Genomic DNA, 13,075 nt, shown 5'->3' on the forward strand with positions numbered 1-13,075 from the left:
ATCACACAATTTCGAATCCCTTGTCTACTTCGGTTCGCCGCCGTACGGGTAGATTTCTTAGCATCACTGCCGTTCAATCTGACATAGCTGACCATCACTGTCCAGAGCCTGTTCCGACATCCCGTGACTGAGCCAAGCGGGATACTCGGCACTACAAAGTTCCCCGTGAGACGAATTGCGCTGCGATCACATTGCGCTGAATCTCGTTGGTGCCCTCGCCGACGATCATTAACGGAGCGTCGCGGAAGTAGCGTTCGACGTCGTACTCGGTGGAATAGCCGTAGCCGCCGTGGATTCGGATTGCATTCAGCGTTATCTCCATCGCCACTTCGGATGCGAACAGCTTGGCCATTCCGGCTTCCATGTCACAGCGCTCCCCGCTGTCGAATTTCTCCGCGGCATACCTTGTGAGCTGCCGCGCAGCCGTGAGTTTGGTAGCCATGTCGGCCAGATAGTTGCCGACCGACTGATGTTTCCAGATCGGCTGGCCGAAGCTCTCCCGCTGCCGGGCATAGCTGAGGGCGTCCTCCAGCGCGGCCGTCGCGACACCCAGCGCTCGTGCCGCGACCTGAATGCGTCCGGTCTCAAGGCCTTTCATCATCTGCCTAAAGCCGCAGCCGGCTACGCCGCCGAGGATCGCCGAGGTGGGAACCCGGCAGTCGTCGAAACGAAGTTCGCAAGATTCCACGCCCTTGTAGCCGAGCTTGGGCAGGTCTCGCGAGACCGTCAGCCCAGGGCCGTGCTCGACGAGGACCACGGACATGCCTTTGTGGCGGGGCGTGGCGTTTGGATCGGTCTTGCACAGCAGCGCGATCAGACCTGAACGGCGAGCGTTGCTGATCCAAGTCTTCGCGCCGTTGATGACGAGTTCCTTTCCGTCGGCACGTGCGACGGTGCTCATCGCTTGTAAGTCCGAGCCACCACCGGGCTCCGTCAGAGCCATCGTGGCCCGCAACTCGCCGGTGGCCATGGCAGGCAGGTACTTTCGCTTCTGCTCTTCAGTACCGAATAGCGACAGCAGCTTGGCCACCACGGTGTGGCCGCCCATCGCGCCGGCCAAACTCATCCAGCCGCGGGCCAACTCCTGGGTAACCCAGACATAACAGGGCATCGACACGGGACAACCGCCATATTGATCAGGTATCGCCAAGCCAAATATCCCGATGCGTTTCATCTGCTCGATCCAGGCTTCGGGATAGGCGTCGGCATGCTCGACCTCGCGCACCGTCGGCTTGACGTCGCGGTCGATGAATGCCCGGACCGTTTCGACTAGTAGGCTTTCTTCATCATTCAATCCGGTGTTCATCGCATTTCACTGAGAAGGTGGCGGGCTACGACCTCGCGCTGGACCTCGGTGGCCCCCTCGCCGAGTCGCTTGACACGCAAATCGCGGAACCAGCGTTCCAGTGGTAGCTCCTTCGACAGCCCCAGCGCACCGTGCATTTGTATGCAACGGTCCAGTACCCGATAGGCGATTTCGGTGCCATAGAGCTTGGCAATAGATGCGTCGACTCGGACATTGTGGCCGAGGTCGGCATTCCAGGCGGCCTGATATACGAGCAGTCGCGCGGCCCGCAGCTCCACTTCGCTCTCGACGAGCATCCATTGGATGCCCTGCTTGTCGGCGAGCTTGCCATCGAAAATATCTCGCTCCCTTGCCCATCGACAGGCGAGGTCCAAGGCCGCCTGCGCGATGCCGATGGGGCCCGCAGCATAGATGATGCGGCTGTGCACCAGAAAATCGCTGGCCAGTGCGAGGCCTTGACCCTCTCCGCCGATGAGCCGGTCCGCCGGAATCCGGACGTCGTCGAAGTGCAGTTCGTAGGGAGCAAATGACGCCATCACCTCGATACGGTTGAAAGTCAATCCTGGAGTGTCTTTTTCGACAATGAAGCACGAAATGCCGTCACGCCCCTCACCGGTGCGTGCGTACACCACACCCCAATCCGCCTCGGCAGCATGCGAAATCCACATCTTCGACCCGTTAAGGACATAAGCGTTGCCGTCGCGAACGGCTTTAAGTTTGATCGCCCGCGCCGGATCGGACCCTCCGGACGCCTCGGTGATCGCGGTGTAGGCCTTGGTCATCGTGCCGTCGATGATCGGCTTGGCGTAAGTGGCGAACTGCTCGGGGGAGGCCTTGAACATGACATTGGGCGGGTTTCCACCGAATGCGCCAAGCGCGGGAAAGAATGCGCCCATACGGCACTTTGCAGCCTCTTCTGCAACCACGACCTGACCGAGCACGCTCAACCCGGCGCCGCCGAAATCCTCCGGGGTTTGCAGGGCCCACAAACCCAGTTGGCGTGCCTTCGCCTGCAACTCGACGAGCTGGTCGCGCGGCAACCCGATGCTGTCATGCGGCAAGGTGTCCTCGATCGGGTGCACGTAGGCGGCCATGAATCGCCGCACCGTGTCGCGCAATAGAACCAGCTCTTCCGGCAGTTTCCACGCGCCGGTGCCGTCGACGCTCACGCCGATCGCGCGGCTGCCGCCCGCAGTTCACGCGCGTTCTGTAACTGCGGCTCGTGGTTGGCTTCGTACTGCTCGATCCATTCATCCGGCAGCTTGGCCCAGGCCTCACCGATCCGCAGCCGGTGGGCACTGCTGAACACTTCTGCGGCGATCACGTCCCCGACGAAGATGGTGTTCTCGTCGTTGTCCAGCGACCCGGTGATCCGGCACTCCACGTAACTGTGGGCGTCAAGCAGGATCGGGGCGCCGGTCACCCCCGGCTTGGTACGCAACTTCGAGATCTTGTCACCGTCGCGACCCGAGCTTCCGCCGAGGGTCATCAGAATCTCCAGCGACTTGTCGATCTCACCCTCGCCGGCAGAGAGCATGTGCATGGCGAAGGCACCGGAGTTGACCAGCATGTCGTGGGTCCGGTTGTACTTGGTCAGGCTTACGGTGGCACGCGGCAACTCCGGCACGATGCTCGCCGAACCGGCCGACAGGCAGATCAGGCCGTTTGCGAATCCGTCGTCGACGCTGGTAACCGCCACCGGATACGGCCGCAACCCGGCCAGCACAGCGTTAGCCGCCTGAGTATCGACGTCCATCGGGATCTCCTTTTTGCGGCACTCGGAAGCGATCCGTCGATGGTGAGTGTACATAGATGTCAGAAGCAAGTGAATAGAGCGTCGCAGTCGAGCGCCATTCAGGCAGAGTTATCTGTGTCGTCAGCATAATCGGCGTACGCTCATATCTGACGCAATTGTCAGAACACACGGCTAGCTGGATTAGCGGCGTTTGAACTCATCCGAGCGTGATCACCCCGTCTGCGGCGAGCGCGTGAATGGCGTCATCGCTGCAGCCCAGCTCTTGCAAGATCGCGTGACTGTGCGCGCCCAGGGCGGGGACGTTGCCAAGCACGGGCTCGATTCCGCCGAGCAACGTTGGCGGCAGCATCGCTCCGATGGTGCCGCCCGGTGTGAGGATCTGCCCCCAGCGGTCCCGTCCGAGCAGCACCGGATGCGACCAGAGGCTTTCGACACCGGTCAGGTGTCCGTATGCGATGCCCGCTGTCTCGAGGCGCCCGGCAAGTTCGTCGGCGGTCATCGTTGCGGTCGCGGCCTGGATCTCTTCCTCGACCAAGTCGCGATTCGCTACGCGGTCGGAGTTTGTCGCAAAGCGCGAATCCGTGAGTAGACCGGGCAGGCCAAGTACTTGCCCGCACAGCCGCTGCCATTCCCGCTCATTTTGAACAGCGAGTAATACTGTGCCCCCATCGCCGGTGGTGAAAGGGCCGTACGGCGCGATTGTCGCATGGCGGGCCCCGGTGCGCAGTGGCGGCGTGCCGCCGTAATGGGCGTAGTAGGCGGGCTGGCCCATCCATTCCGCGAGTGCTTCGAACAGTGAGACCGAGACTGGAGCGACGCGACCGGTGGTGGTACGCACGAGCAAGGCCATCAAAATGCCCGAGTAGGCGAACATGCCAGCGGCGATATCCGCGATCGAGATCCCGGTGCGGGCGACCTGGTCACCGTTTCCCGTCACCGACAAGAGGCCGGCCTCGGCCTGCACCAGCAGGTCGTAAGCCTTGCGGCCGCACCAAGGTCCGGTTGTTCCGTAGCCGGTGATGTCGCAGACGATCAGCCGCGGATAGCGGCGCGCGACCGTCGCGGCATCCAGGCCCATCCGCGCGGCGGCTCCCGGTCCCAGGTTTTGCACCAGCACATCTGCCGACGTGAGTAATCGGTGCAGGATCCGTTGGCCCTCCGTATGTTTCAAATCGAGCGTCAGTGATTCTTTACCGCGGTTCAGCCAGACGAAGTAACTGGACTCACCGTTTACGCTGCGGTCGTATCCGCGGGCGAAGTCACCCCCGTCGGGACGTTCCACCTTGATCACGCGGGCACCGAGATCGGCCAGCTGCCTTGTCGCATAGGGCGCGGCGACGGCCTGTTCCAGGCTGACGACGGTGAGACCGGACAGTGGAGCTTGGGCGGGGTTGGGTGTGCGCGTCAACGAAGCCCCTTTCCATGACGATATCGTCAGAAGACGGTAGTCGATTGGGTTGTTCGATTTGCGCGAAACCATCTGTCAGCAGGCAAAGCAATGATATACACATAGCGTCAGAATTGGATTAAATTGGTCCGGTGACCAAGGTGGCCGCGGTTGCGCTGGCCTGCGCGCGGACGCTCCGGTTCGAAAGTTCTCGAGCGGCGGCCGCCGACCCGGACCGAATCGTCGCCAGTGCTGAATCGATCGGAACTTTCCGACAGGACTCGAAGGAGTATCGATGGCCGATCGCAACGAAGTCGAGCAGGAATTTCGGCACTACTACATGACCGGACCGGTCATGGAGAACTGGGTCGGTTGGGCCAATCTCTTTACTGACGACGCTGAGTATTTCGACCACTATTACGGCACTTTCACTGGTCCTGAGGAGATAGCCCGCTACCTTGAAGGTACGATGGGGGCCTCTCCGATGGTGTACACCGTGTTGAAGTGGTACGTCATCGACGGCAACCGGGTAGTGTACGAGTGCCTCAACCGTGCCGACAATCCCGAACCGGCTGCACCCCCAATTGATTTCCCGTCGTTTCAGATCGTCGACTACGCCGGTGGTGGAAAGTGGAGCCGAGAGGAAGACATTTGGGTGATGGGGGAGATGAAGGCATTCGCGAAACGCTACCGCGCTGCCGAGCGCTTGTTTCCACAGACGCTAGAGGACAAGCTCAGCCGCAATGACTGGGGAAACTGGGTCGAATGGGCTCGGCCTCAACCAGGGCACCAGGCCCGACCGTCGTGGTATGCGAAAGCGGATTTCTCGCCGTTTCACGGCCTCGGGGACATCGATTTTGGTGTGCGTTCACACTGACGCCGCTCAGTGGGCATGGACGTTCGGGGAGCCAGCAGCCGGGCTGAAAAGTTGCGGCCGCCGCAAAGCTCGGCGCCAGTAACGGATCGAATTTGTGGTGGTTGCACGTTGCCAGCGACGTCTTGGCTGGATAGGAAAGCTCATCCCAGCGTGAAGGGGTCTCGGGTTGCCCCGGACAGCTCCACCCACACCGCCTTGGTCTCGGTGAAATCCTTGACAGCCTCGATGCCGTTCTCCCGGCCCATTCCACTGAAACCCATGCCACCGAACGGAACGTGCGGTGCCACAGCACGATAGGCGTTTATCCAGACGGTGCCGGCACGCAGTTTTGCGGCCACGCGATGAGCGCGGTGCACGTCTTTGGTCCACACCGAGCCGGCCAGCCCGAACTCGGTGGCGTTGGCTTTGGCGATGGCTTCGTCTTCATCGGCGAAAGTCATGACTGCCAGCACCGGGCCAAAGATCTCCTCGGTAACTGCGCGCATCGACGGGTTGACCCCGGTCAGGACGGTAGGCTTGACGAAGAATCCACCGAGCCTGTCTTCGGGTTCGCCGCCACACACAATGTTAGCTCCCTGCTCGCGGGCGGATGCGAAGTGCGACAACACTTTTTCGTACTGTAAAGCGTTTGAGACCGGACCCATCTCGGTCGTCGGATCCTTGGGATCGCCCAGCTTGATCGTGGTGGCGCGGGCAACGACCTTGTCCACCAGCGCCGTAGCGACCCTCTCATGCACCAGCAGACGCGAACCCGCCAAGCAAGTCTGTCCAGTGGCGGCGAACACCCCGGCGACCACACCGTTGGCGGCGGCGTCCAAGTCGGCGTCGTCGAAGACGACTTGTGCCGATTTGCCGCCGAGTTCGAGGGTGAGCCGGGTCATGTTCGCAATGGCGGCCTTGCCGACCTCGATGCCGGTGGCGGTCGACCCCGTGAACGCGATTTTGTCGACGCCCGGATGCGAGGCCAGCGCTGCCCCGGTTTCCGGGCCCCACCCGGTCACCACGTTGATCACGCCGGGCGGAAAGCCCGCTTCGGCGAACAGCTTCGCGAACGCCAGGGTCGAGGTGGGGGTGTGCTCGCTGGGCTTGACAACGAACGTGCAACCCGCGGCGAGGCCCGCTGCCACCTTCCACGTCAACAGCAGCAGCGGCGAATTCCACGGCGTGATCGCGCCCACCACACCGACCGGCTCGTGGCGGGTGTAGACGAAATAGTTCGGCTTGTCGGTCGGCACGACCGTGCCCTGCAGTTTGTCGGCCAGCCCGGCGTAATAGAAGTAGTAGTCCGGCAAAGAACGCATCTGGCCGACCATTTCACGCACCAGCTTCCCGCCGTCGCGAACCTCAAGTCCGGCTAGGTTCTCGGCCTCGCGCGAGAGAATCTCGCCAAGCCGCCACAGCAGCTTGCCGCGGGCGGTCGCGGTGAGTCGGCCCCATTGTCCGTCGAGGGCCTCCCGCGCTGCCGTCACCGCACGGTCGATGTCGGTCGCGTCGCCGTCGGGTACCCGGGCCCACGGTTTTCCGGTGTACGGGTCGATGCTGTCGTACGTGGCGCCGCGTGCCGCGCCTACCTGCTGGCCACCGACCAGCAACTGGAATTCGACTAGTTGCTCGGTTGCCGCTTCCCTCATCGCGTTTTCCTCATCGGGTTCGCGGTGGCCTTTTGTTGGCCCGCGAGTCGCTGCGCCCGTCGCCGGGGTTGCCAATGTGGGTGTAGGACAGGCCGTGCCGTGCCGCGATGCTCGGCGGCAGGTCGCGCGCTTCCCACATTGCGCGCACGGTTCCCTGGATGCCTTGGGGACGGCGAGCGGCGATCTCGGCAGCCAACTGGGCTGCACGCGAGCGTAGTTCGTTGTCCGGGACAATCTCGGTAACCAGGCCGATGCGCAGCGCAGTCTGAGCGGACATGCGTTCCTCGCTGCCCATCAAAGCCCATCGCATCACCTCTCCGTACGGCACTCCAAGGGCGAGCATGCCCATCGGCTCCAGCGCCGAGACGGCACCGGAGTTGACATGTGGGTCGAAGAACGTCGCGGACTCCGAGCAGATCGCGAAGTCGCATTCATTGACAAAATACATCGCTCCACCGGCCACCATGCCGTGTAGCGCGGCGATGACCGGCTTCCACACCCGGTGTGCCTTCGGCCCGAGCACGACACCGGGGTCTTCCTGGTTGAAGATCGGTTGGTCGGTCCACCAGGTGCCCTCGGACACGTCGAGGCCGGTGCAGAACGCGCGCTCACCGTTTCCGCGCAGCACAGCAACACGAATATCTTCGTCGTCGCGAACCCGCTGCCACGCCGCCGTAAGTTCACGACTCATCAACTCGTTGAAGCTGTTCAACCGGTCGGGCCGATTAAGCGTCACGGTCGCCACGTGATCGGAGAGCTCGAACTCGATGGTCTGCAGACCGGTCAGGTTGGTCATCTGGCCTCCTCGCTACGTCGGGATGTCACCGACATCCTCTCAACCGAGTTAGCCACCTGTATCACCTGGTTAACGATCTCACGTTTGAGTATCTTGCCCGCTGGGCCGAGGGGAAGTTCATCGCAGTATTCGAAGCGCCGGGGCTGTTTGTAACCGGCCAATTCGGCTCGACACAGCGACGACAATTCGGAAGTCAGCCGATCCCGATCGGTCACATGGCGTTTAGGCACGACCATGGCTACCGGGGTCTCGCCCCACTCGGGGTCGGGAACGCCGACCACGGCCACCATGTCGACCCCGTCATGGCGGCCGATGACTCGTTCGATTTCGGCGGGATAGACGTTGAAACCGCCCGAGATGATCATGTCGGTCTTACGGCCGGTGATGTGTAGGTAGTTCTCGTCGTCGAGGTAGCCGAGGTCGCCGGTGCGCAGCCCGTCCGGCCGGAACGTTTCGGCGGTCTGTTCGGGGCGGTTCCAGTAGCCGATCGCATTGGCGGGACTGACTATGACGATCTCGCCAACCTGGCCCGCCGGCAGGGTATTGCCCTCGGCGTCGACGATGCGGATCGCACACATCGGCGTCTCCTGGCCACACGACGTCGCGATCGAGGTTTTGCCGTTAACGATGTCACGGTGGTCCTGGGGGGTCAGGATGGTGGCCTGTCCGCCACACTCGGTGAGTCCGTAGCGTTGCTGCAGGTCGCAGCCGAGCAAGTCCATCGCCCGGCGCGCCAGACCCGGTGGCACTGGGGCAGAACCGTAGGAGATGCGGCGCAGGCTCGACATGTCGCGCCGCGGACCCTCTTCGAGGATAGCCAGCGTGCGCTGCAACATCGTGGGGATGAATGTGGTGAAAGTGATTCTGCTGTGCTCGATTTCGTCGATCACCGCCTGCGGATCGAACTTCTGGTGGATGACCATCGTTTGGCCGAGATACAGCCATGACACTGTGCGGACCATGCCGCCGGCTGTGAAAAATGGTGTGGTTGCCAACATCACGTCAGAGCGGTTGGCCTCGGTGACCAGGTTGGTGTCGGCCGCCTGGTACAGCAACCCGCGGTGCGTGTGCATTACCCCCTTGGGCCGCCCGGTAGTACCGCTGGTGTAGAGGATGACCGCGAGATCGTCAGGCGAGATGTCGAAGTGTCGCGGGGCAGGCCACGTGTGCGCCAGCGCCGTCTCGTAGTCGGTGACCAAGTCGGTGTCGCCGAGCGTCCGGCGTCCGTCGATGCCGAGCACTACGGCCATCTCGCAAAGCTCGCCGATGAACTTCTTCAACTGGTCGGAATGGACGATCGCCGCTCGAGCGCCGGAGTCGTCGCGGACATGGGCGACCTCGTCGACTGCTAGGCGGACGTTGACCGGAACCGCGATGAGTCCCGCCTTTGCCAGGCCGAACGAGATCTCTGGCCACTCAATGCAATTGCGGGCGATAACCAGCACCCGGTCCCCCGGCATTAATCCGCGGCCGGTCAAGAAGTTCGCCAATCGCCGAGCGCGATCATCGACTTGCGACCAGGTGTGCACCCGGTCGCCCTCGACGAGCGCGCGTTTGTGCGGATAGCGGCGGGCGTTGTTGGTGGCGATGTCTCCGACGAGCATGGTCAGATCAGAAATGCGAGAGTGTCGATGGGTCCACTTGCGTCGATGAGGTGCACGATTTTGCGGATCAGCTTCAGCCCGTTCTCTGATCGCCGGACGGTGTGAACGACACGACCGGCCCAATATCGTTGCCGTACACGGTATTCGAAGAGGGCAAAGTTGGATTCGACGGTCACGGTGTTCTCGCTCTGTTCCACGACCTCGCTGTTGGAGAGCACCCGGCGCATCACTGACGGTGGGTTCTGGGAATGCCGGTTGCCGGTGTTTAGTTGCGCCACGCGGCTTTTGATGCGCCTTCCGTTGTCGTTGATGTAGGCCAGGGTGGTACGTGGGTCGTCGTTGGGGTGCATCGGCACCCGGTACTCGACTGTGTCGTCGTCGGCCCACAGCGACTCCCACTCCGAGTACCGACCCTCGTCGGCCAGCCGCGCCTCCAGATACAAAAACGACAGGACCTCGGGATCCGGCAGCGGCCGCATGACCGGGCTTTCGGGTTGGGTGTCAACAGTCATCGGTCACACCTTTCCGCCGACGACCGCTGCCCATTGGGCATAGAAACCGCGTTGCGGCGTTTCGGCGCTCTTGTCTGAGTTGACGATCCCGGTCTCGTCCTCGATGTCGGTGTCCATGCCGCGCGAGAGCACCAGCCACTCCGGTAGTTCGGCGGCCAGCCCGGCTTGGTTGCGCATGCCGATCTCGCCGTCGTCGGCGATGAGAAACCCCGCAGGCCCCATCGCGCCTTCGGAACGCCGCAGCGTGCGCTCGTTGAGCTTGTCCTGCCCGGGCATCAGCACCGCGGTGGTATAAGCGATGGTGCGGTTCACTGCCTGCGGCTCGACGAACATCACGTTCATCTCTGCCAGGAACAGATTGGGCCAGATCAGCGTGTGCGGTGGGCCGACAACCAGCGCATCGTGTGCCTGCGAGGGACCGTAGGTGCGCTCCAGCGCCTCAACGTATTCGGCCAGCTTCTCGCGCGGAATCCGCCCGTACCAAACGAATTCCTCGTTGAGCTTGCGGTATTCGTTGCTGTAGTCGATCTCGGAATGCCCGTTGCCCATGTCGCGGACTACCACGTCGACCTTGCTCGGCACATGCGATACCTTCGCCGGCCGGATCGCATCGTAGACCGACGCGTGGGTGAATAGCGCGTGATAGCCGTCTACGTTGTTCTCTACCACCATCTTCCAGTTGGCGTGGTGGAGGTGCTTCATCCAGTTTCCCCGCAGGTCGATCGAGTGGGTGGGGGACAGGTTCAGCAGACGGTCGATGGCAGTCGTTGCCCTACCAAGATGTTCAGAAAGTGAAATGTTCCCTGGTGCAAGGGATGCGAAAATAAAGCCGCCGTAGCTGTCGACACGCGGAGCCTGGACCAACCCTAGCTCGGAGCGCATCTGCTGGAATGTGCCACCATAGGCTTCACGCATCGGAACACCCTGCAGTACACCAGTATTGCTGAACGTCCAGCCATGATACGGGCAGCGGAACGAGTTGGCAGTGCCCTTCTCCGCGTTGCACAGCTTGTTCGCGCGATGTGTGCAGCGGTTAAGCAGCACGCGTACGACGCCGTCCTTGCCGCGGACCACCACGACGGGGTCACGGCCAATCATGCGGGTCAGATAGTCGCCGGGCTCGCTGATCTCGCTCTCGTGGGCCACATAGACCCAGCCTGTCTTGAAGATAGTGTCCATCTCGCGAGCAAAAATCTCCGGCGAGGTGTACACCGATCCGTGCACACGATCGGTCTGCACCACCGTGGTGACGTCGAAATCGTCGACCGCGGCGGCAGTGTCCAAAGTCGTCACGCGTGGTCCTCCCAAGTGTCGATGGCGGGAATCACGACACCGCCGAGATGGCGGTAGCCGACGCGCACCGCAGCGCCGATGGGCGGCGCACTGTCGCAGGGCGCGGTGGTGGTCATCACGATGCGATGTCCGCTGGCGAGCTCGACGTCGACGATCGGATAGGGGTGCTCGGCGCGAACGAGGCCTGGTTCCCGGCGGTGCATGAGGGTCGATGAATGCACGACCCCGACCGGTTCCACCGGTGCCCAGCACCGCTGTTGGCAGCCGCAGCGGTCACAGACCTGCTGCTCAAGCTCGAGCGGTAGGTCACATCCGAGGCAGCGCGGCAGCCTGAGTTCACGACGCGCCGCGGCCTCATACAGCGGGCGGATCAGCTCGTCGTCGGCATCGGGGGCTAGTGCCGCCTGGAGCAGCCAGTCCATTGTCGCGTTCGCCATCGTGGTCACTAGGGCATCATCCTTTCTGCGAGTGCCCGATGGGCGTTCGTAGGAGGGACTCGGCGGGGGCCGAGGTGACGGCCAGGTGTGGTCGCTCGTAGAGGGCCTGCATGACACCGCCGCCCTCGGTCCTCCCGGGGTCGCAGACCAGCTTCAGGAAGACGCGCCGCAGAGCGCCAGTTAGCGACCGTCCGGCCGTCGATCCCCTCGCCGGGTCGTCGCTGCCAACCCGAGGAGCCCTGGTGTCGGATCAGATCCCTGAAACCATCTATGTAGGTTTGGACCGGGCCGCCGCCATCCACGCGGTGTGCGTGGTGTCTGCGGTTGGTAAAGTACTGGCGCAGTTCACTATTGAACACAGCGCCCACGGCATTGCATCGCTGATCAGTCGGCTCGCCAAGTACGGCGATCCCGCCGATAATCATGTCGGGATCGAACGCCCGAACGGCCGCTTGGTCGACCTGCTGCTCGACGCCGGCCATCCAGTAATCCCAGTGTCGCCCAACGCGATCAAGACCTGGCGGGAAGGCGAGGTTGTTTCGGGTGCCAAGTCCGACGCCGGTGATGCACTCGTGATCGCCGAGTACCTGCGACTGCGCCACCACCGACTCCACCCGGTCACGCCCCACTCGGCCCAGACCAAAGCGCTGCGCACCGTGGTCCGTACCCGCGACGACATCGTCGAGATGCGGGTAGCTGCCACCAACCAACTCAGCTCCTTGCTCGAGGCCCACTGGCCCAGAGCAACGAAAATCTTCGCCGATGTGGAATCGCCTATCAGTCTGACGTTCTTGCGCCGGTACCCGACCGCAGCCGCGGCCGCTCACCTCGGTGAAAGACGCTTGGCCGCATTCTTGACCAAGCACGGCTACTCCGGTCGCCGCCCCGCCACCGAGCTTGTTACCCGGCTGCGCCGTGCCCCTGCTGGCGCCACTGACCCGACACTGACCGCAGCCATCCACGATGCTGTGCTCGCCCTGGTCACCGTGCTCGACGCGCTCAACACAGCCACCAAACAACTCGACCGGTCCGTCGCCCACCTCGAGGAGCACCCGGACGCCGAGGTCTTCACGTCGCTGCCAAGGTCGGGTCAGATCAACGCCGCCCAGGTACTCGCCGAGTGGGGCGACTCTCGGGCAGCCTACGACTCGCCCGACGCGGTCGCCGCCCTGGCCGGCGTCACCCCGGTCACCAAAGAGTCCGGAAAACAACACGCCGTGCACTTCCGCTGGGCGTGCAACCAACGCTTCCGCAGAGCCACCACCACATTCGCTGACAACAGTCGACATTTCAGCCCCTGGGCCGCACACATCTACAACCAAGCCCGCGCCCGCGGCCACGACCATCCCCATGCCGTCCGCATCCTCGCCCGCGCCTGGATCCGCGTGATCTACCGCTGCTGGCACAACCACCAGCCCTATGACCCCAACCTCCACGGCGGAACCCAAAGACTGACCAACGCAGCCTGAGCTTGAC

General features: G+C 62.9%; 12 protein-coding genes. 2 read left to right on the forward strand and 10 right to left on the reverse strand.

Annotated elements, in window-relative coordinates; all coding sequences use genetic code 11:
• Positions 1-151 precede the first annotated feature (151 nt).
• The 4 genes from MYXE_RS04175 to MYXE_RS04190 form a co-directional block, all read right to left on the reverse strand.
• On the reverse strand, positions 152-1,306 hold the full coding sequence (locus MYXE_RS04175; protein WP_085194154.1) for an acyl-CoA dehydrogenase family protein: 1,155 nt from the start codon (positions 1,304-1,306) through the stop codon (positions 152-154).
• The gene (locus tag MYXE_RS04180; RefSeq protein WP_232061803.1) at positions 1,303-2,400 is read right to left on the reverse strand and encodes an acyl-CoA dehydrogenase family protein; all 1,098 of its coding nucleotides are present in this window, start codon (positions 2,398-2,400) and stop codon (positions 1,303-1,305) included. The genes MYXE_RS04175 and MYXE_RS04180 overlap by 4 nt, the downstream gene beginning before the upstream one ends.
• Before the next feature lie 71 nt (positions 2,401-2,471).
• Entirely contained in the window at positions 2,472-3,062 is a 591-nt protein-coding gene (locus MYXE_RS04185; protein ID WP_085194224.1) for a flavin reductase family protein, read from the reverse strand.
• A 196-nt stretch (positions 3,063-3,258) separates the two neighbouring features.
• On the reverse strand, positions 3,259-4,470 hold the full coding sequence (locus MYXE_RS04190; RefSeq protein ID WP_232061726.1) for a CaiB/BaiF CoA transferase family protein: 1,212 nt from the start codon (positions 4,468-4,470) through the stop codon (positions 3,259-3,261).
• A 274-nt stretch (positions 4,471-4,744) separates the two neighbouring features.
• Here MYXE_RS04190 and MYXE_RS04195 point away from each other — a divergent pair, with 274 nt between their 5' ends.
• A complete protein-coding gene (locus MYXE_RS04195) occupies positions 4,745-5,326 on the forward strand; it encodes a nuclear transport factor 2 family protein (protein WP_085194160.1) in 582 nt (193 codons plus the stop codon).
• A gap of 140 nt (positions 5,327-5,466) precedes the next feature.
• Here the strand turns inward: MYXE_RS04195 and MYXE_RS04200 are convergent, their stop codons facing one another.
• Genes MYXE_RS04200 through MYXE_RS04225 form a run of 6 tightly spaced genes read right to left on the reverse strand, consistent with a single transcriptional unit; the run spans position 5,467 to position 11,599 of the window.
• Positions 5,467-6,957 (reverse strand): aldehyde dehydrogenase, encoded by a 1,491-nt coding sequence (locus tag MYXE_RS04200; protein WP_085194162.1) that lies wholly within the window; start codon positions 6,955-6,957, stop codon positions 5,467-5,469.
• A gap of 10 nt (positions 6,958-6,967) precedes the next feature.
• Positions 6,968-7,753, reverse strand: a complete 786-nt coding sequence (locus MYXE_RS04205; RefSeq protein ID WP_085194164.1) for an enoyl-CoA hydratase/isomerase family protein — start codon at positions 7,751-7,753, stop codon at positions 6,968-6,970.
• Positions 7,750-9,357 carry a class I adenylate-forming enzyme family protein gene (locus tag MYXE_RS04210; RefSeq protein ID WP_085194167.1) on the reverse strand — a complete coding sequence of 536 codons (1,608 nt, stop codon included), beginning with the start codon at positions 9,355-9,357 and terminating at the stop codon, positions 7,750-7,752. The genes MYXE_RS04205 and MYXE_RS04210 overlap by 4 nt, the downstream gene beginning before the upstream one ends.
• Before the next feature lie 2 nt (positions 9,358-9,359).
• A complete protein-coding gene (locus tag MYXE_RS04215) occupies positions 9,360-9,869 on the reverse strand; it encodes an aromatic-ring-hydroxylating dioxygenase subunit beta (RefSeq protein WP_085194169.1) in 510 nt (169 codons plus the stop codon).
• 3 nt (positions 9,870-9,872) lie between these two features.
• Positions 9,873-11,162, reverse strand: coding sequence for an aromatic ring-hydroxylating oxygenase subunit alpha (locus tag MYXE_RS04220; protein ID WP_172468548.1), 1,290 nt, complete (start codon positions 11,160-11,162; stop codon positions 9,873-9,875).
• Complete coding sequence (locus MYXE_RS04225) at positions 11,159-11,599, reverse strand: Zn-ribbon domain-containing OB-fold protein (RefSeq protein WP_085194228.1); 441 nt, start codon at positions 11,597-11,599, stop codon at positions 11,159-11,161. Before MYXE_RS04225 ends, MYXE_RS04220 begins: the two co-directional genes overlap by 4 nt.
• A gap of 242 nt (positions 11,600-11,841) precedes the next feature.
• Between MYXE_RS04225 and MYXE_RS04230 the strand changes: the two genes are divergently transcribed.
• Positions 11,842-13,068, forward strand: a complete 1,227-nt coding sequence (locus MYXE_RS04230; protein WP_085194171.1) for an IS110 family RNA-guided transposase — start codon at positions 11,842-11,844, stop codon at positions 13,066-13,068.
• Positions 13,069-13,075: the final 7 nt, after the last annotated feature.

The sequence above is a fragment of the Mycobacterium xenopi genome (assembly GCF_009936235.1).
Lineage (GTDB): Bacteria > Actinomycetota > Actinomycetes > Mycobacteriales > Mycobacteriaceae > Mycobacterium > Mycobacterium xenopi.

What these genes read in the sequence shown, in the direction of transcription:
- MYXE_RS04225 (WP_085194228.1), bottom strand. Translation starts at nt 11,599, where the DNA reads ATGGCGAACGCGACAATGGACTGGCTGCTCCAGGCGGCACTAGCCCCC.
- MYXE_RS04215 (WP_085194169.1), bottom strand. Translation starts at nt 9,869, where the DNA reads ATGACTGTTGACACCCAACCCGAAAGCCCGGTCATGCGGCCGCTGCCG.
- MYXE_RS04210 (WP_085194167.1), bottom strand. Translation starts at nt 9,357, where the DNA reads ATGCTCGTCGGAGACATCGCCACCAACAACGCCCGCCGCTATCCGCAC.
- MYXE_RS04175 (WP_085194154.1), bottom strand. Translation starts at nt 1,306, where the DNA reads ATGAACACCGGATTGAATGATGAAGAAAGCCTACTAGTCGAAACGGTC.
- MYXE_RS04200 (WP_085194162.1), bottom strand. Translation starts at nt 6,957, where the DNA reads ATGAGGGAAGCGGCAACCGAGCAACTAGTCGAATTCCAGTTGCTGGTC.
- MYXE_RS04180 (WP_232061803.1), bottom strand. Translation starts at nt 2,400, where the DNA reads ATGGCCGCCTACGTGCACCCGATCGAGGACACCTTGCCGCATGACAGC.
- MYXE_RS04195 (WP_085194160.1), top strand. Translation starts at nt 4,745, where the DNA reads ATGGCCGATCGCAACGAAGTCGAGCAGGAATTTCGGCACTACTACATG.
- MYXE_RS04185 (WP_085194224.1), bottom strand. Translation starts at nt 3,062, where the DNA reads ATGGACGTCGATACTCAGGCGGCTAACGCTGTGCTGGCCGGGTTGCGG.
- MYXE_RS04205 (WP_085194164.1), bottom strand. Translation starts at nt 7,753, where the DNA reads ATGACCAACCTGACCGGTCTGCAGACCATCGAGTTCGAGCTCTCCGAT.